Annotated in this window: 16 protein-coding genes; 7 read left to right on the forward strand and 9 right to left on the reverse strand. The window is 66.1% G+C overall.

Annotated elements, in window-relative coordinates; all coding sequences use genetic code 11:
* The first annotated feature begins 63 nt into the window (after positions 1-63).
* From ABQZ09_RS13880 to ABQZ09_RS13910, 7 genes are all read left to right on the forward strand, one after another.
* Complete coding sequence (locus tag ABQZ09_RS13880) at positions 64-1266, forward strand: HlyD family secretion protein (RefSeq protein ID WP_349777156.1); 1203 nt, start codon at positions 64-66, stop codon at positions 1264-1266.
* Positions 1263-2849 (forward strand): MDR family MFS transporter, encoded by a 1587-nt coding sequence (locus ABQZ09_RS13885; protein WP_349777157.1) that lies wholly within the window; start codon positions 1263-1265, stop codon positions 2847-2849. Before ABQZ09_RS13880 ends, ABQZ09_RS13885 begins: the two co-directional genes overlap by 4 nt.
* A 4-nt stretch (positions 2850-2853) precedes the next feature.
* On the forward strand, positions 2854-4341 hold the full coding sequence (locus ABQZ09_RS13890) for an efflux transporter outer membrane subunit (RefSeq protein WP_349777217.1): 1488 nt from the start codon (positions 2854-2856) through the stop codon (positions 4339-4341).
* 276 nt (positions 4342-4617) lie between these two features.
* Entirely contained in the window at positions 4618-5748 is a 1131-nt protein-coding gene (locus tag ABQZ09_RS13895) for an ABC transporter ATP-binding protein (protein WP_349777158.1), read from the forward strand.
* A complete protein-coding gene (locus tag ABQZ09_RS13900; protein ID WP_349777159.1) occupies positions 5745-6659 on the forward strand; it encodes an ABC transporter permease subunit in 915 nt (304 codons plus the stop codon). The genes ABQZ09_RS13895 and ABQZ09_RS13900 overlap by 4 nt, the downstream gene beginning before the upstream one ends.
* Complete coding sequence (locus ABQZ09_RS13905; protein WP_349777160.1) at positions 6656-7504, forward strand: ABC transporter permease subunit; 849 nt, start codon at positions 6656-6658, stop codon at positions 7502-7504. Before ABQZ09_RS13900 ends, ABQZ09_RS13905 begins: the two co-directional genes overlap by 4 nt.
* Before the next feature lie 143 nt (positions 7505-7647).
* Entirely contained in the window at positions 7648-9012 is a 1365-nt protein-coding gene (locus ABQZ09_RS13910) for an NAD-dependent succinate-semialdehyde dehydrogenase (RefSeq protein WP_349777161.1), read from the forward strand.
* Between the two features lie 241 nt (positions 9013-9253).
* Here the strand turns inward: ABQZ09_RS13910 and ABQZ09_RS13915 are convergent, their stop codons facing one another.
* From ABQZ09_RS13915 to ABQZ09_RS13955, 9 genes are all read right to left on the reverse strand, one after another.
* Positions 9254-10255: a magnesium and cobalt transport protein CorA gene (locus ABQZ09_RS13915; protein ID WP_349777162.1), complete on the reverse strand. Its 1002-nt coding sequence runs from the start codon at positions 10253-10255 to the stop codon at positions 9254-9256.
* 14 nt (positions 10256-10269) lie between these two features.
* On the reverse strand, positions 10270-11520 hold the full coding sequence (locus ABQZ09_RS13920) for a lipoprotein N-acyltransferase Lnb domain-containing protein (protein ID WP_349777163.1): 1251 nt from the start codon (positions 11518-11520) through the stop codon (positions 10270-10272).
* Positions 11517-12395, reverse strand: coding sequence for a CorC family transporter (locus ABQZ09_RS13925; RefSeq protein ID WP_005989773.1), 879 nt, complete (start codon positions 12393-12395; stop codon positions 11517-11519). Before ABQZ09_RS13925 ends, ABQZ09_RS13920 begins: the two co-directional genes overlap by 4 nt.
* Before the next feature lie 95 nt (positions 12396-12490).
* Positions 12491-13009 (reverse strand): hypothetical protein, encoded by a 519-nt coding sequence (locus tag ABQZ09_RS13930; RefSeq protein ID WP_349777164.1) that lies wholly within the window; start codon positions 13007-13009, stop codon positions 12491-12493.
* Positions 13009-13494, reverse strand: coding sequence for an rRNA maturation RNase YbeY (gene ybeY / locus ABQZ09_RS13935; RefSeq protein WP_047697745.1), 486 nt, complete (start codon positions 13492-13494; stop codon positions 13009-13011). The genes ABQZ09_RS13930 and ybeY overlap by 1 nt, the downstream gene beginning before the upstream one ends.
* A gap of 25 nt (positions 13495-13519) precedes the next feature.
* On the reverse strand, positions 13520-14017 hold the full coding sequence (locus tag ABQZ09_RS13940; protein ID WP_349777165.1) for a hypothetical protein: 498 nt from the start codon (positions 14015-14017) through the stop codon (positions 13520-13522).
* A complete protein-coding gene (locus tag ABQZ09_RS13945; protein WP_047697847.1) occupies positions 14014-15003 on the reverse strand; it encodes a PhoH family protein in 990 nt (329 codons plus the stop codon). Before ABQZ09_RS13945 ends, ABQZ09_RS13940 begins: the two co-directional genes overlap by 4 nt.
* A gap of 651 nt (positions 15004-15654) precedes the next feature.
* The gene (gene miaB / locus ABQZ09_RS13950) at positions 15655-17124 is read right to left on the reverse strand and encodes a tRNA (N6-isopentenyl adenosine(37)-C2)-methylthiotransferase MiaB (RefSeq protein ID WP_228314609.1); all 1470 of its coding nucleotides are present in this window, start codon (positions 17122-17124) and stop codon (positions 15655-15657) included.
* A 38-nt stretch (positions 17125-17162) separates the two neighbouring features.
* Entirely contained in the window at positions 17163-17804 is a 642-nt protein-coding gene (locus ABQZ09_RS13955) for a glutathione S-transferase family protein (protein ID WP_228314610.1), read from the reverse strand.
* Positions 17805-17862: the final 58 nt, after the last annotated feature.

Below are 17862 nucleotides of genomic sequence, written 5' to 3' on the forward strand. Positions count from 1 at the left end.
CGCCGGCGCCGCTGCCGCGGCATGCCGTCGCGCGCCTCGCCCACGACACACAGGACGCCTCCTTTGAGCAACCAAGACCAACAGCCCACTGACGGCCGCGCCCAGGCGGGCGATGCGCAAGGCGCCGAGACGCAGCAGGACCAGGAGCCGGCCAAGCCGTCGCCGCTGAAGAACCCCAAGGTCAAGTGGACGCTGATCCTGGTGGGCGTGCTGGTGCTGGTCCTGCTGGTGGTGTGGCTGGCCTACTACCTGATCAAGGGCCGCTACATGCAGGACACCAACAACGCCTACCTGCAGGCCGATTCGGTGGCCGTGGCGCCGCGTGTCAGCGGCTATGTGACGAAGGTGCTGGTGGGCGACAACCAGATCGTGGACGCCGGCCAGCCGTTGCTGCAGATCGACGACCGCACCTACCAGGCCACCCTGCAGCAGGCCGAAGCGGCGATTGCCGCACGCCAGGCCGACATCGTGGCCGCCACCGCCAATGTCGCCGGCCAGGAAGCGGCGCTGCTGCAGGCGCGGACCCAGGTGACCTCGGCCGCGGCCAGTCTCAAGTTCGCCCAGGCCGAGGTGAAGCGCTTCGCACCGCTGGCCGCCTCCGGCGCCGATACCCATGAGCACCAGGAAAGCCTGCAGCACGAACTGGCGCGCGCACGTGCCCAGTACGATGCGGCCCAGGCGCAGGCCACCGGTGCGCAGAGCCAGATCCAGGCCAGCCGCGCGCAGCTGGAGCAGGCCCTGGCCGGCCTGAAGCAGGCGACCGCGGATGCCGACCAGGCCCGCGTGGCCGTGGAAGACACCCGCCTGACCAGCCGCATCCATGGCCGCGTCGGCGACAAGACCGTGCAGGAGGGCCAGTTCCTGGCCGCCGGTACCCGCACCATGACCATCGTGCCGCAGGAATCGCTGTACCTGGTCGCCAACTTCAAGGAAACCCAGGTCGGCCTGATGCGCCCGGGTCAGCCGGCCGAGATCGAGGTCGATGCCCTGTCCGGGGTGAAGCTGCATGGCAAGGTCGAAAGCCTGTCCCCGGGCACCGGCTCGCAGTTCGCCTTGCTGCCGCCGGAAAACGCCACCGGCAACTTCACCAAGGTGGTGCAGCGCGTGCCGGTGCGCATCCGCGTGCTGGCCGGCGAGGAGGCACGCAAGGTGCTGGTGCCGGGCATGTCGGTGGAGGTCACCGTCGATACGCGCTCGGCCAAGGACGCCAAGGAACGCGCTGAAAAAGAATCCGACCGCGTGCAGGAGCAGGAGCGCGCGCAGTGAGTACAGCGGCCGCCACCGGCCAGGGTGCCGGCGGCAGTGCCAGCCGCGAGAAGGCCGAGCCCGGCGCCTGGTTGGCGGTGCTGGCCGGCACCATCGGCTCGTTCATGGCCACGCTGGACATCTCCATCGTCAATGCCGCGCTACCCACCATCCAGGGCGAGGTCGGCGCCAGCGGCACCGAGGGCACCTGGATCTCCACCGCGTATCTGGTCGCCGAGATCATCATGATCCCGCTGACCGGCTGGTTCGTGCGCACGCTGGGCCTGCGCAATTTCCTGCTGATCTGCGCGTTGATGTTCACGGCGTTCTCGGTGGTCTGCGGGTTGTCGACCTCGCTGACGATGATGATCATCGGCCGCGTGGGGCAGGGGCTGGCCGGCGGCGCGCTGATTCCCACCGCGCTGACCATCGTCGCCACACGCCTGCCGCCCAGCCAGCAGACCATGGGCACCGCACTGTTCGGCATGACCGTGATCATGGGCCCGGTGATCGGCCCGCTGCTGGGAGGCTGGCTCACCGAAAACGTCAGCTGGCACTACGCGTTCTTCATCAACGTGCCGATCTGCGCGGGCCTGGTGGCGCTGTTGCTGCTTGGCCTGAAGCACGAAAAGGCCGACTGGGCCGGCCTGCTCAACGCCGATTGGCTGGGCATCTACGGCCTCACTGCCGGCCTGGGCGGGCTCACCGTGGTGCTGGAAGAAGGCCAGCGCGAGCGCTGGTTCGAATCCAGCGAGATCAACATGCTGAGCCTGATCTCGTTGAGCGGGTTCATCGCGCTGGTGATCGGCCAGTTCCGCAGGCGCGCGCCGGTGATCCGGCTGTCGCTGCTGCTGCATCGCAGTTTCGGTGCGGTGTTCATCATGATCATGGCAGTGGGCATGATCCTGTTCGGTGTGATGTACATGATTCCGCAGTTTCTGGCGGTGATCTCCGGCTACAACACCGAGCAGGCCGGCTACGTGCTGCTGCTGTCCGGCCTGCCCACCGTGCTGCTGATGCCGATGATGCCCAAGCTGCTGGAGGTGGTGGACGTACGCATCCTGGTGATTGCGGGGCTGATCTGTTTCGCTGCCGCCTGCTTCGTCAATCTGGGGCTGACCGCCGACACGGTGGGCATGCATTTCGTGGCCGGGCAGTTGCTGCAGGGCTGCGGACTGGCGCTGGCGATGATGTCGCTCAACCAGGCGGCCATCTCCTCGGTGCCGCCGGAGCTGGCCGGCGATGCGTCGGGCCTGTTCAATGCCGGCCGCAACCTGGGCGGTTCGGTCGGCCTGGCGCTGATCTCCACCTTCCAGGAGCGCCGCATGACCTTCCATACCGAAACCATCGGCAGCGCGATCACCGCCAACGCACCGCGCGCGCAGGAATTTCTGGCCGGCGTGACCGCGCAGATGCAGGGCAGCGCCGGTGGCGAAGCGGCGATTCGTTCCGTCGCCCAATTCGCACGCGTGGTGCAACAGCAGGCGTTGGTGATGACCTACAGCGACCTGTTCTGGATCTTCGGTGTGATCGTGGTCTGCACGATTCCGCTGGCCTTTTTGCTCAAGCCGTTACCCAAGGGGACGCACCTTGCAATGCACTGATTCCCTGCGCGCGATGCGCCTCCCACTGGCTGCGGCGCTGAGTGCCGTGCTGCTCGGCGGCTGCATGCTCGGCCCCAACTACACCAAGGCACCGGCCGTGGCCGATGCGGCCATGCAGGCGCCCGCGCTGCATCGCGCCAGTGGCGCGCAGGTGGTTGCCGCCGCGCCGCTGAACCACTGGTGGGAGCAATTGAACGACCCGAAGCTGACCCAGTTGGTGACCCAGGCGCTGGCCGACAGCCCCAACCTGCGCGCGGCGCAGGCCAGGTTGCGCGCCAACCGCGCGCTAGCGCGCCAGCGCCGCGCCGAGCGTCTGCCCAAGCTCAACGCCAGCGCCGTGTACGCGTATGCCGAGCCGCCGCAGACCATCGTCGACACGCTGGGCGGGCTGCAGCAAGGCCAGCCCGGGCAGCCGGGACAGGGCGATCAGGCGCTGGATCTGGAAAAGACCCAGATCTACAGTGCCGGTTTCGATGCCAGCTGGGAGCTGGATCTCTTCGGCCGCCGCCGCCGCGCCGCCGAAGGCGCACTGGCCCAGGCGCAGGCCTCCGAAGCCGAGCTGGCCGATGCGCAGGTGCAATTGGCCGCCGAAGTGGGGCAGGTCTATCTCAACTACCGCGGGTTACAGGCGCGGCTGGCCATTGCCGATGCCAATCTGGACAAGATCCGGCAGTCGCTGCAGTTGGTGCAGCAGCGCCGTGACCAGGGCGCCGCCTCCGACCTGCAGGTCGAGCAGATCGCCACCCAGGTGCAGCAACAGGAGGCGCAGCGCCTGCCGCTGGAGATGCAATTGCAGGAAGCGCTGGACCAGTTGGCGCTGATGGTCGGGCGCGAACCCGGCGCACTGGATGCGCAGTTGCGCGCGCCGCAGCCGCTGCCGATGCTGCCCAGCGAAGTGCGCGTGGACGATGCGGGGGCGTTGATCCGCCGCCGCCCGGACGTACGCAAGGCCGAGCGCGAGCTGGCCGCGTCCAGCGCGCAGATCGGCGAAGCCTTGAACGGCTACTTCCCGCAGGTGACCTTGCTGGGTGGCCTGAGCTGGGTGGCCGGCTCGCCGAGCGATTTCAATTCCGACGCGTTGACCACCCTGGCGGTGCCGATGCTGCGCTGGTCCATCTTCGATTTCGGCAAGACCCGCGCACAGGTGGAGCAGGCCCGCGCGGGCAATGCCGGGCGCGAGGCGGCGTATGAAGGTGCGGTGCTGGCTGCGTTGCAGGATGCAAATTCGGCGTTGGCGCGCTTCGGTTCGGCACGCAAGCAGCTGGTGGTCGCGCGCCAGGCAGAGGCCTCGGCCACGCGCTCGGCCGGGCTGATGCAGCAACGTCGCGATGCCGGGGCCACCTCGTCGATCGATCTGCTGGACGTGCAGCGCCAGCAGCTGTCGGCGCAGGACGCCGCCGCGCAGGCGCAGGTGCAGTTGCTGGTCAACTACGTCGCGCTGCAGAAGAGCCTGGGCCTGGGCTGGAGCGAGGCACCGCCGGAAACGCGCTGACCGGCAGGGCGGTCGCCCTGCGGCCGCCGCAGCCAGGGCAGCATTGCCTGCCGCAGGTCGCAGGCAGTGCCGCCATTGCGCCTGGCCACGCTCGTCCCACGCGCGGCGGTGAATGCATGAGTCCGTGTCGGCCGCCTTCGTGGTTATGGGCTGCCCCACCGTTGATGCTGCACGCCGCGTCCCGGACCGCGCGCACGGCGGTGGACACATGCTTTTGCCATCATGGCGCGCAGGCTTCGCACACGGCGCCTGCGCGTATCCCCAGCGAGAGGAACCATGTCACTGACCGAGGCCTTGCCGCCCATTACCAGCAGCGCAGATGCCGGCTACCTGTCCATCAGCCAGGTCCGCAAGGAGTTCGATGGATTCGTGGCGGTGGACGATGTCAGCCTGCAGATCCGCAAGGGCGAAATCTTCGCGCTGCTGGGCGGGTCGGGCAGCGGCAAGTCCACCTTGCTGCGTTGCCTGGCCGGATTCGAGCGGCCGACCAAGGGGCACATCACGCTCGATGGCCAGCCCATCGATGCGCTGCCACCGTACGAGCGGCCCATCAACATGATGTTCCAGTCGTATGCGTTGTTTCCGCACATGAGCGTGGAGCAGAACATCGCTTTCGGGCTGAAGCAGGAAGGGCTGTCGAAGGCGGCCATCGCCGCCCGCGTCGGCGAGATGCTGGAGCTGGTGCAACTGGGCGCGCTGGCCAGGCGCAAGCCGCATCAGCTCTCCGGTGGTCAGCAGCAGCGGGTGGCACTGGCACGCTCGCTGGCCAAACGGCCCAAGCTGCTGTTGCTGGACGAACCGATGGGCGCGCTGGATAAAAAGCTGCGCTCGCAGATGCAGCTGGAACTGGTCAACATCATCGAAACCTCCGGCGTCACCTGCGTCATGGTGACGCACGACCAGGAGGAAGCGATGACCATGGCCACGCGCATCGCGTTGATGGACCAGGGCTGGATCCAGCAGGTCGGCACGCCCGATGAAATCTACGAACAACCAGCCAATCGCTTTGCCGCCGAGTTCATCGGTTCGGTCAATCTGCTCGACGCAGTCATCGTCGAAGACCAGCCGCAGTACGTCAGCTTGCAGACGCCGGCCTTTCCCGCCTGCATCCGCATCGGCCACGGCATCACCGGTTTCGAAGGCCAAGCGGTGGCCTTTGCGCTGCGCCCGGAAAAGCTGGCCATCGGCAAGGACGAGCCGGCGCAGGCCTGCAACAAGGCGCAGGGGGTGATTGAGGACATCGCCTATTTCGGCAGCCATTCGGTTTACCACGTGCGCCTGCCCAGCGGGGTCAAGCTGATGGCCAACTTCGCCAATCGCCAGCGCTGGGCCAGCGAAGCGCTGACCTGGGGGGACACCGTGTGGGTGGGCTGGGGCGAGGACGACGGCGTGGTGCTCACCGCATGAGGTCGCGCCTGTTCCGTCGCGGCTTGCCAGGCGCGCGCTGGGGCGTGATCGCCGCGCCGTATCTGTGGCTGCTGGTGTTCTTCGCGATCCCGTTCCTGATCGTGCTGAAGATTTCCTTCGCCGAGCGCGCCACCGCCATGCCGCCGTATACGCCGCTGTTCGCCTACGCGGCCGATGGGGCGGTGAGCGTCAAGCTGCATCTGGGCAACTATCTTGCATTGGTGCGCGACAGCCAGTATGTAGCGGCATACCTGAGCTCGATCAGGATCGCGGCCATTTCCACCGCGCTGGCGCTGTTGATCGGTTACCCGATGGCGTATGTGATCGCGCGCCTGCCGTTGGCTACGCGCAACGTGGCAATGATGCTGGTGGTGCTGCCATCGTGGACCTCGTTCCTGATCCGTGTCTATGCCTGGATCGGCATCCTCGATGGCAACGGCCTGCTCAATCGGGCACTGCTGGCGCTGGGCGTGATCAAGCAGCCACTGCAACTGCTGTACACGCCGCTCGCCGCCTACATCGGCATCGTGTACTGCTATCTGCCGTTCATGGTGTTGCCGCTGTATGCCAACCTGGTCAAGCACGACAACCGCCTGCTGGAAGCGGCCTACGATCTTGGCGCGCGCCCGTGGCACGCGTTTGTGCGCATCACCTTGCCGCTCTCGCGCAACGGCATCGTGGCCGGTTGCATGCTGGTGATGATTCCAGCGGTGGGCGAGTTCGTGATCCCGGAAATGCTCGGCGGGCCAAATACCTTGATGATCGGCCGCGTGCTGTGGGGCGAGTTCTTCAACAACCGTGACTGGCCGGTGGCCGCCGCCGTGGCCACCGTCATGCTGGTGTTGCTGCTGGTGCCGATCGTGATCTTCCACCGCTACCAGCAGCGCGAGCTGGAAGGACGGCTGGCGTGATGCGCGCCTCCCGCAGCGGGCTCCTGCTCGGTGGCGCCGTCCTCGCGCTGGGGTTTGGCTTCTTGTATCTGCCGATCCTGTTGCTGATGGTGTACTCGTTCAACGCCTCGCGCCTTGCCACGGTGTGGGGCGGATTTTCGACACGCTGGTATGGCGAATTGCTGCGCGACCGGCAGCTGCTGGAAGCGGCCTGGGTGAGCCTGGATGTGGCGTTCTGGACCGCCGGTGCCGCCATGGTGCTTGGCACGATGGCGGCGATGGCGATGGTGCGCATGCGCCGCTTTCCCGGCAAGACCGTGTTCGGCGCATTGATCACTGCGCCACTGGTGATGCCCGAGGTGATCATCGGTTTGTCGATCCTGCTGCTGTTGGTCTCGATGGGCGGCGTGCTCGGCATCGCACCGCGTGGCGCAGTGGCCATCTGGGTGGCGCATGTCACCTTCACCGTGTCGTTCGTGACGGTGGTGATTTCGTCGCGCCTGCTGGAGCTGGATCGGTCACTGGAAGAAGCGGCGATGGATCTCGGCGCAACGCCGCTGAAGGTGTTCTTCCTGATCACCCTGCCGCTCATCGCCCCGGCCTTGGCATCGGGCTGGCTGCTGGCCTTTACGCTGTCGCTGGATGATGTGGTGATCGCCAGTTTTCTGGCCGGGCCCAGTTCCACTACGCTGCCGATCAAGGTGTTTGCGTCAGTGCGGTTGGGCATCAGCCCGAAGATCAACGCGCTGGCCACACTGATGGTGCTGGCGGTATCGGTCGCCGCAGCGATCGGTTGGTGGCTGCTGGCACGCAGCGAAAAGCGCCGCCTGCGCGATCAGCAATTGGCGTTGCAACACGAGAGCTGACGGCCCCGTACAGGTATGCGCCATCGCAGTGCGGCCCGTGGTCGCAGGCGGGCGAACACAGCGTTGCGCTATTTTCAGGCCGTTGTGACGCGGTCCGAACCCATCGGCCACTAGCATTGGACGTCTTGCTACTGGAGACCGTCATGTCCTACGACACCGTGAACCCGGCCACCGGCCAGGTCGAGCATACCCAGCAGACCCTGGACGCCGCCGGCATTGAGGCGCGCCTGGCCGCTTCCGCCAAGGCGTTTCCGGCGTGGGCCGCGCTGCCGCTGGCCGAGCGGGGTGCCTTGCTGCGCCGCGTCGGCGAAGAGCTGACTAGGCGACGCGAGGACCTGCAACGCATCATGACCGCCGAAATGGGCAAGCTGCGCGTCGAGGCGCTGGCCGAGATCGACAAGTGCGCGCAGGGCTGCGCCTATTACGCCGAACACGCAGCCGAGTATCTGGCGCCACGCAACATTCCTACCGAAGCGCAATCGAGCTATGTGCGCTACGAACCGTTGGGCTGCGTCTTTGCGGTGATGCCGTGGAATTTCCCGCTGTGGCAGGCGTTTCGGTTTCTGGCGCCGGGCCTGATGGCCGGCAACGTGGCACTGCTCAAGCACGCGAGCAATGTGCCGCGCTGCGCCGACGCCATGAAGGAGGTGCTGGACGCCGCGGGCATCCCGCCGGGCGTGTTCGATGTGCTGCATATCGACAACGACCAGGCCGCCGACGTGCTGCGCGACGACCGCATCGCCGCAGTGACGCTCACCGGTAGCGAACGCGCCGGGCGTTCCCTGGCCGCGAATGCGGGCGACCAGCTGAAGAAATGCGTGATGGAGCTGGGCGGCAGCGATGCCTTCGTGGTGCTGGAAGACGCCGAGTTGGAGCACACCGTGCAATCGGCAGTGCAGTCGCGCTTCGACAACAGCGGGCAAACCTGCATCGCCGCCAAGCGCTTCATCGTGGTGGACGCGATTGCCGATCGATTCATCGAGCGCTTCGTCGCTGCGGCGTCCAAGCGCGTGGTTGGCGACCCGCAACAGGAAAGCACCACATTGGCGCCGATGGCACGTGCCGATCTGCGCGACGAACTGCACAAGCAGGTGCAGGCCAGCGTCGCCAAGGGCGCCACCGTCTTGCTGGGCGGCGAACCGGTGGCCGACTCGCACGCGGGCTACCCGGCAACCATCCTCGACAATGTCGCGCCCGGCATGCCCGCCTATGACGAAGAATTCTTCGGCCCGGTGGCGTCGATCATTCGCGTGGCCGACGAGGCAGAAGCGGTGCGCGTGGCCAACGACACCACCTTCGGGCTGGGCGGCAGCGTGTGGACGGCAGACGCCAAGCGCGGCGAACGCGTCGCCCAGCAGCTGCAGTGCGGCGCGGCATTCGTCAACTCGGTGGTCAAGAGCGACGTGCGCCTGCCGTTCGGCGGCATCAAGCGCTCAGGCTTCGGCCGCGAACTCGCCGATCACGGCATCCATGAGTTCATGAACATCAAGACGATTTATGTAGCTTGAAAGCCGGGATTCGGGAATCGGGATTCGAGATTCGCAAAGGCCAGGGTGCTTCCTTCTCCCGCCGGGAGAAGGTGCCCGAAGGGCGGATGAGGGGCACCGGCAGAGCTTGAGCAGTCTGGGTGAAACGATCAGCGCAACAGCTATTGAAACACAACCATCGCTCAAGCTGGATCAGCAAGCAGCAAACCCGCTCTAGCGAATCCCCAATCCCGACTCCCCAATCCCAAGCCGCTACGCGGCTCTAAAGCCACCGAGCGCGCTTGAACAGGCGATACAACACCAGGCACGAAGCAACCACGCCGCCCACCAGCAGCGGGTAGGCGTAGGGTTTGTCGAGCTCGGGCATGTGGGTGAAGTTCATGCCGTACCAGCTGGTGATCAGGGTGGGGGCGGCCAGCAGGGCAGCCCAGGCACCCAGGCGTTTGACGGTCTCGCCTTGCGCCAGCGTCACCATCGACAGATTGACGCTTAGCGCGGTGCCCAGCATTTCGCGCAGGGTGTCGATGGCATCGTTGATGCGCACCGCATGATCGAGCACGTCGCGGAGATAGATGCCGACCTCGTCGTGGATCAGCCCGCCGGGGTTGCGCTTGAGGTGCGAGAGCACATCCTGCAGCGGCGCCACCACCAGGCGCATCTTGTTGAGCTCGCGCTTGAGCTCATACAGGCGCACCACGGTTTCGCGCTTGTAGTTGTCGGCGAAGATGTCCTTTTCCAGGCCTTCCAGCGTGTCGCGGAACTCGTCCATGATCGGCAGGTAGTTGTCGACCACGAAATCCAGTACACCGTACAGGCAGAACGAAGCGCCCATGCGCAGCATTGCCGGTTCGCGTTCAACCCGGTGCCGCACCGGTGCATACGACAGCGACGCGCCGTGGCGCACCGTCAACAGAAAGCGCGCGCCCAGAAACGCATGCGTCTCGCCATAACGGATGCGTTCGTTGACCAGCTGCGCGGTGTTGACCACCACGAACAACGAGTTGCCGTAGCTTTCCGCCTTGGGGCGCTGATGCGCCTTGAGCGCGTCCTCGATCGCCAGATCGTGCAGGCCAAACTCGTCCTGCAACTTGTGCAGCACCGATTCCTGCGGCTCGTACAGCCCGACCCACACACAGCCGTCGGGGCGCTGCAGCACATCGCTGATCTGCTCCAGGCTGATGTCGTGGCGTGTGCCGTCACCATCGTAATAGGCGCAGGTGATGACGCAGGACGGATTGTCTGGATGACGGCCGCGGGTGTTCAAGGGCGCATCCTGGATCAGCGCGTGTGGACAGGCACATCACGCCGGCGCAGGGCGACCGCGAGCGCAGCGTGGATGGGCAACAGGAGCATCACCCACTGCAGGTTGTCCTGGGCCTGGAAGGAGAGCCAGTGGATCACCAATGCCAGCAGCGCGCCGGCGGCCACCAGCCATGCAAGCACGTTGAACCAGCGGCCCGGCCGATGGCCCAGCTGCAGCCGGATGCCGCCGAACCACAGCAACACGCACAGCGGATTGACCAGCAGCAGGTTGCGGTTGGCCCACGCGGACTGATGCGCGGTGAAGCCCCACAGATACACCAGCAGGCCGCCGCCGATGGCGCACAGCAACCAGAACGGCAGTGCCAGCCCGGCCAGCAGACGTTGCCGGCGGCGCAGCGCCAGCACGCCGGCGGCCACCAGCACGCCGGCCAGCAGCCACGGCCACCAATGCCGCTGCTGTTCGGCAGGCTCGGGCGCCACGCGGTGCGGCAGCAGCACCTGGGTGGATTGCACCAGCGGCCGGCCGGCGCTGTTGTGCACCTGGGTCAGGCTGTCGGCCAGACGCATCGGCACGAACGCTTCTTCCCAGCGCGACAGCGGACGATCGGCGTACGGACCCAGGCCCAGGTCGAAGCCCAGCCACATCCACGGCGCCGGGGAGGCCAGGCGTACCGCTTCGCTGCGGTAGGTATTGCCGCGCGAGCGGCCGGCCAGTTGCGACTTGAGCGTGCCGCCCATGGCGCGATCCAGCGCATCGCGCACCATGGTGGCGCAATTGGCTTCGAAGTAGTCGTAGTGATACCGCGCGTTTTCCGGCCGGCTGCGGACAGCCAGGCCATCGGCAAGCGCGCGTGCCTGCTCGGGCGGCAAATCCAGCCACTGGATGCTGACGCCACGGCCGACGCTGCGGTACTGCGACAGGTCTTCTTCCAGCGGCAGCGCCACCAGGTAGTACATCATTTCGCCACGCGCAAAGCGCGGTACGAAGTCCGGCTCGCTGGGGTCGAAGAAGCCGAAGTTGTAGGAGGTCGCCTGCTGGGTGAGCGGGTCCACCACCACGATGGCGTCGTGCCCGAACCGTTCGAAGAACACTTCGCCGGGCTGCATGGTGACCACGCCCACCCGCGGCGCCGGCGGCTGTGCGTTCTGGGCGAATGCAAACGGCGCCAGCAGCGACATCAACAGCAGCAGCCCGCAGGCAGCCAGCCATTGCCGGGCGCCACGGCGCGGCGGCGCGGTGGCGGTGCTGCAGGTGGTCGGGTTCAAGCGTCGTCCTGCGGGTCGGGCGGGAGAATGGTGACGTGGAAGGCATGCACGCGGCGCGCGTCGGCCTTGGCCACACGGAACGCAAACCGCCCTAGCGTCAGCTCTTCGCCGGTCTCGGGCAGATGGCCGATCGCATCGGTGACCAGCCCGCCGACGGTGTCGTATTCGTCGTCGGGGAACTCGGCGCCGAAGCGTTCGTTGAAGTCCTCGATCGGCGTCAACGCATCGACCACGTAGCGGCCATCGGCCTGGATCGCGATCAGCGAATTCTCTTCCTCGGCGTCGTCGTGCTCGTCGTCGATCTGGCCGACGATCTGTTCCAGCACGTCTTCGATGGTGACCAGGCCGGCAACGCCGCCGTACTCGTCCACCACGATCGCCATGTGGTTGCGCGAGAGGCGAAATTCCTTGAGCAACACGTTGAGCTTCTTGGACTCGGGGATCAGCACCGCCGGGCGCAGCAGTTCGCGCACGTTGCCGGGCCCGTTGTCGGCGACCACGCCGCGCAACAGGTCCTTTGCCAGCAGGATGCCGAGTACTTCGTCTTTGTTCTCGCCGTGGACCGGGAAGCGCGAATGGCCGGATTCGACCACCTGCTTCATCAGGTCGATGAAGCGCGCTTCTACCGGCAGCGAAACCATCTGCGAGCGCGAGATCATCACATCGCCCACGGTGAGCTCGGACACGGAGATCGCGCCTTCCATCATGCGCAAGGTGTCTGCGGCGATGAGACCGTCCTGCTCGGCGGTGCGCAGCAGCGCGACCAGTTCGTCGCGGGTGTGGGGCTCACCGGAGAAGGCCGCGCTCAGGCGTTCGAGCCAGCTGCGGCGTTTTTCGGAGGGTTCTGAGGTGTGGCTACTGTCGTCTTCGGACATCGTGACGGGGAAGGGCACCCGGCAAACCAGGCATTAGCCATCAGTCTAGCAGGAAGCCGCTAACACGCTGTGGATGCGCGGGCAGGGACCAGGTTTCAGGGCAGGTCCAGGCTGTATCCGCAGCCGACCACGGTCTTGCCGGGGTGCGATTTGACGTTGGTCACGCTCAGCACCACCGATTCGATCATCGCCTCGCCGGTCTTGGGGTTGGTGGTGTCCTCGCTGACCAGCTCGCGGCCGTACATGACCTTCTCGGCGTTATCCACGCCCAGTTCCAGCTGCAGCTGCCTGGCCAGCGGGCGCGGATCGGGCAGGTCCAGGATCGCCATGATGCTGGCGCCGGAAAAGGCGATGTGGTTCGTGCTGTGGCCGAACACGCGGATCAGCGTGTTGAGGGTGTATTCGGTCATGAACAGGTTGGACTGATCCAGCGGCGTCCAGCCCAGCGCCACCGCCTTGAGCGGGTCGGCCAGCACCGGCGCCAACGCGTTGAAATCGCCGATGCGCTGGCGGCACTCGATCAATGCCGGCAGGTCGGGACGCACCGGGGTGGCCTGCGCCCAGCCCGTCGCCGGACTCAGCAACAGCCCCGCGATGGCGATGGCCGCGCGCATCAACGCTCCCCCGCGTAGGGGTCGTCGATGCCCAGATCGGCCAGGATTTCGCGCTCCAGCTGTTCCATCGCATCGGCCTCCTTTTCGTCTTCGTGATCCCAGCCCAGCAGGTGCAGGGTGCCGTGCACGGTCAGGTGCGCATAGTGTGCAGCCAGCGACTTGCCCTGTTCGGCGGCCTCGCGCGCCACCACCGGCGCGCAGATCACCAGATCGCCCAACAGGGGCATCTTGATGCCCTTGGGCAGGCCCTCGGGCAGCTCGGCCGGAAAGCTCAGTACATTGGTGGCGTAGTCCTTGCCGCGGTAGTGATGATTGAGCGAGCAGCCTTCCTTCTCGTCGACCACGCGCACCGCCAGATCGGCCTCGCGGATGCGGCCCTTCAGCGCAGCAGCCACCCACTTGCGAAAACTCACCGCCGAGGGCAGGCCGGCGCGTGGCAACGCATAACTGACGGCGACGTCGAGGCGGACGGGTCCACGGGTCATGGCGAGCGCTTCCTGGGCAAAGAGATCAACGAGTGCAGGTGATCAGCAGGAGCACCGTGGGCCCATTGGGCACGCGGTAGCTCGAGCTGCCAAGCGGGCCGTGCCCGCAACCGTGATTGTAATCGCGCACCCGCACGCTTGAAACGAACCCGGGCTGATCGTGCAACCAGACCGCCGCAATGCCGTCTTCCAGCAACTTGCCGATCAGCAACTGGCTGGCGCGGTGCGCATGCGCGACCGGTGAACTTTCGCAACCGCGTGCATCGGTGACGGTTCCCGGCAGATCGAGCAACCAGCGTGCCGAGGGATACCCGGGCACCATCGCCTGCAGCGTTGCGGTGGGAACACTGATGCTGACAGCTTCGGTAGCCAGGGAAATACAAGGAGGCGTCACCTGGACGGCCGGAATGACATCGCGGTCGACGATCTCTGGCGGTAGCGGCGTCTGGCTGGCGTTGACTGATGCCGGCGTCGCCATTGCAATTGCAATTGCCAGCATCAGGCCGGCAATTGTCCTGCTCACTCGGGATTGCCCTTGGCAGCGCTTTCCTGCTGATCGCGCTTGTCGTAGGCAGTGACGATGCGTTGCACCAACGGGTGACGCACCACGTCGCGCGCTTCGAAGAAGGTGAAGCTGGCGCCTTCCACGTCGCGCAGCACCTCGATGGCGTCACGCAGGCCCGACTTGACGTGCTTGGGCAGGTCGATCTGGGTCAGGTCGCCGGTGACCACGGCAGTAGAACCAAAACCCAGGCGGGTCAGGAACATCTTCATCTGCTCGATGGTGGTGTTCTGTGCCTCGTCCAGGATCACGTAGGCATCGTTGAGCGTGCGGCCGCGCATGTAGGCCAGCGGCGCGATCTCGATGACGTTCTTCTCCAGCAGCTTGACCACTTTTTCCACGCCAAGCATTTCGTAGAGCGCGTCGTACAGCGGCCGCAGGTACGGGTCCACCTTCTGGCTGAGGTCGCCGGGCAGGAAGCCCAGCTTCTCGCCGGCTTCCACCGCCGGGCGCACCAGAATCAGGCGCTGCACGCGCGACTCGTTCAAGGCTTCCACCGCGCTGGCCACGGCAAGAAAGGTCTTGCCGGTACCGGCCGGGCCGATACCGAAGTTGATGTCGTGGGTGGCGATCGCGTGCAGGTATTTGGCCTGGTTGGCGCCGCGGCCACGCACGGTGCCGCGCTTGACCTTGATGGCCACATCCTGCGGCTGGTACGCGCGTTCGGCCACCTGATCGACATTGGCATCGTTCAAGCGCAGGTGGATGGCGTGGTTGTCGAAGGTGACTGAGGCCGCTTCGTCATACAGCGCGGTCAGCAGCGACTGCGCGGCGGCGATTGCCGGCTCCGGGCCGGTGATGCGGAAGATATTGCCGCGGTTGGCGATCTCCACGCCCAGCTTGAGTTCGATCTGGCGCAGGTGCGCGTCGAAGGGGCCGGCAAGATTGGCCAGGCGCTCGGTATCGTCGGGTTCCAGGGTGAAATCGCGGTAGGCAGGTGAGTTCATGGTCGGATCGGACAGCGCGCGCAGGCGGCGTCGGTAGGGCGGCAGACGAGGGTAGCGCGCGGCATGTGATCCCACCAACAAACCGGACGGCGCAGCGTGGCGGCCTGCGGGCGGGGATGTTCTCCACAACCGCTGTGGAGTCACGCATCACTAACCTGTGGATAGAGTGCGGCAGCCCTACTGGCACAAGGCCTGGTAGGTGAGTGGCGAAAAAATCGCCAGTGCGCGGACGGTTGTCCACAAACGATGTGGATCGAATTCGGCAAAGCCTGTGGGTAAGTGCGGCGGCACCTTGTGCAGCAAGGCGCCTCGGATGTGTGGTGAAATTTTGACCAGCGGCCGAAGGCTGCAGCCACGGCACGCGGAGCAGCCAGCCACGCGCGCACGGCGCCGGGCACGCAGATGGCGTGCACGCAATGCGTGATCCCGCTGAGAACGCTGAGAACGCTGTGCCAGGGCACGCGCAGTCCGGCAGACGCCGGACTGTGCACGCGCATGCAAACGTAGTGCGCCGCTGCCGATCGCCAGGCTCGCGATCGATGGCGGATGCAGGTTTCTGCGCGCGCCGAAATGCGCGTCAGCTCGCTCGTCGGACGCACTGCTGCAGGCGATGCTGCGACCGGCAACGCGGACTGCGCTGCCGGAATCGGATCAAGCCTCGTCGTCTTTCAGATGAAGGCGACCGCGCAACGAATTGCTCATCGCCTCGGTGATCAGGACATCGACAAACTGCCCGATCAGCCGCGGATGGCCGGGGAAATTCACCGGGCGCATGTTTTCGCTCTTGCCGGTTAGTTCGTTCGGGTCGCGACGCGACGGGCCTTCCACCAGCACGCGCTGCACGCTGCCGACCATGGACTGCGAAATGCTCGCCGCATGCGTGTTGATGTGCGCCTGCAAGCGGGCCAGGCGCGCCTGCTTGACCGCTTCGGGCGTATCGTCCTGCAGGTCCGAGGCCGGCGTGCCCGGCCGACGCGAATACACGAACGAAAAGCTTTGATCGAAGCCCACGTCTTCGATCAACTTCATGGTCTTTTCGAAATCCGCTTCGGTCTCGCCGGGGAAGCCGACGATGAAGTCCGAGCTGATCGAGATATCCGGACGCACCGCGCGCAGCTTGCGGATCTTGGATTTGAATTCCAGCGCGGTGTAACCGCGCTTCATCGCCGACAGGATGCGGTCGCTGCCTGCCTGCACCGGCAGATGCAGGTAGTTGGCCAGCTGCGGCACATCGCGATAGGCATCCACCAGCGAATCGGAAAATTCCAGCGGGTGCGAGGTGGTGAAGCGGATCCGGCCAATGCCCTCGATCTGCGCAATGGTGCGAATCAACAGGCCCAGGTCGGCGTACTGCGCCGCGTCGCCGGCGTCGGCACCGTAGGCGCCGCGGTAGGCATTGACGTTCTGGCCAAGCAGGTTGATCTCGCGCACGCCTTGCGCCGCCAGCTGCGCCACTTCCACCAGCACGTCCTCGAACGGCCGGCTGACTTCTTCGCCACGTGTGTAAGGCACCACGCAGAACGAGCAATACTTGGAGCAGCCCTCCATGATCGACACGAACGCCGACGGGCCCTCGGCGCGTGGTTCGGGCAGGCGGTCGAACTTTTCGATCTCCGGGAAGCTGATATCCACCTGCGACTTGCCGGACGCGCGCCGTGCACGGATCAGCTCCGGCAGCCGGTGCAGCGTCTGCGGCCCGAACACCAGGTCCACGTATGGCGCACGCTTGACGATGCCATCGCCTTCCTGCGACGCCACGCACCCACCCACGCCGATGATCACCGGCGTACCGCCGGCCTTGGCGCGGCTTTCCTTGAGCAGCCGCCAGCGCCCCAACTGGCTGAACACCTTCTCCTGCGCCTTCTCGCGGATGGAACAGGTGTTGACCAGCACCACGTCGGCTTCTTCGGGGTTGTCGGTCAACTCCAGGCCTTCGGCGGCGGCGAGCACGTCGGCCATCTTGGCCGAGTCGTACTCGTTCATCTGGCAACCGTGGGTCTTGATGTACAGCTTGCCGCGCACCACGGCAGGCGCCGCCGGGCGGGCAACCGGCAACGGCAGCAGGGCAGGGGCCTCCGCGGCGGTGGCCGCAGGCAGATCGGAAACGGATGTCCCGGGCATGGCGCTTAATCCAGGCGGGTTGAAGTGAGCCGCGCAGTTTACCCGCTTGGGCAGGCAGCGTCCGCACCGGGCCGGCCGTCGACCGCTGCAGCACGCACCACCGCCGGCCGTGCGGCCATCCGGGCGATGTAGGCACGGGTCGGTGCCGGCGGATCGATCAGGCCGAATTCCACCATCCAGCCCAGTGCGCCACCCCACAGCACATCGGCCGCGCTGCAGCGCGCACCCAGCAGGTAATCGCCTTGCGCCAGCTGCGCATGGACCACCGCCAGCACGGTATCGGCGTCGGCATAGGGCGAGAGCGAGCGCGGTGGCGCCTCGCGCTTGAGCGCAAGATCCATGATCGCCGGCTCGAAGGCCGAGCCGTAGAACGCCAGCCAGCGCAGGTAGGCACCACGGTCGGCGTCACCTGGCGCCGGCGACAGCCCGGCCTCCGGATACATCTCTGCCAGGTACTGGTAGATGGCGCCCTGTTCGGTGACCACGCTGCCCCCATGGACAATGGTCGGGATCTTGCCCATCGGGTTGATCGCCAGGAACTCCGGCGAGCGCTGCTGCGCGAGTTCCAGATCGACCAAGCGAACATCGTAGCTGGCGCCCAGCTCTTCCAGCAGCACGAGCACACCGCGTGAGCGCGAACGGGGATTGTGGAACAGGGTGATATGGCGGGCGTCGGACATTGCGGGCTCCTGGAATGTGGCTGGGCGGTGATGGCTGGTATGCCGATCTTAGGGGGCT

Source organism: Xanthomonas sp. WHRI 6106 (assembly GCF_040202405.1).
Classification (GTDB): Bacteria; Pseudomonadota; Gammaproteobacteria; order Xanthomonadales; family Xanthomonadaceae; genus Xanthomonas; species Xanthomonas cannabis.

Bases quoted from the DNA above. Each gene is read 5' to 3' on its own strand.
- ABQZ09_RS13895 (WP_349777158.1), top strand. From the start codon at position 4,618: ATGTCACTGACCGAGGCCTTGCCGCCCATTACCAGCAGCGCAGATGCC.
- ABQZ09_RS13900 (WP_349777159.1), top strand. From the start codon at position 5,745: ATGAGGTCGCGCCTGTTCCGTCGCGGCTTGCCAGGCGCGCGCTGGGGC.
- ABQZ09_RS13910 (WP_349777161.1), top strand. From the start codon at position 7,648: ATGTCCTACGACACCGTGAACCCGGCCACCGGCCAGGTCGAGCATACC.
- ABQZ09_RS13925 (WP_005989773.1), bottom strand. From the start codon at position 12,395: ATGTCCGAAGACGACAGTAGCCACACCTCAGAACCCTCCGAAAAACGC.
- ABQZ09_RS13930 (WP_349777164.1), bottom strand. From the start codon at position 13,009: ATGCGCGCGGCCATCGCCATCGCGGGGCTGTTGCTGAGTCCGGCGACG.
- ybeY (WP_047697745.1), bottom strand. From the start codon at position 13,494: ATGACCCGTGGACCCGTCCGCCTCGACGTCGCCGTCAGTTATGCGTTG.
- ABQZ09_RS13945 (WP_047697847.1), bottom strand. From the start codon at position 15,003: ATGAACTCACCTGCCTACCGCGATTTCACCCTGGAACCCGACGATACC.
- miaB (WP_228314609.1), bottom strand. From the start codon at position 17,124: ATGCCCGGGACATCCGTTTCCGATCTGCCTGCGGCCACCGCCGCGGAG.
- ABQZ09_RS13955 (WP_228314610.1), bottom strand. From the start codon at position 17,804: ATGTCCGACGCCCGCCATATCACCCTGTTCCACAATCCCCGTTCGCGC.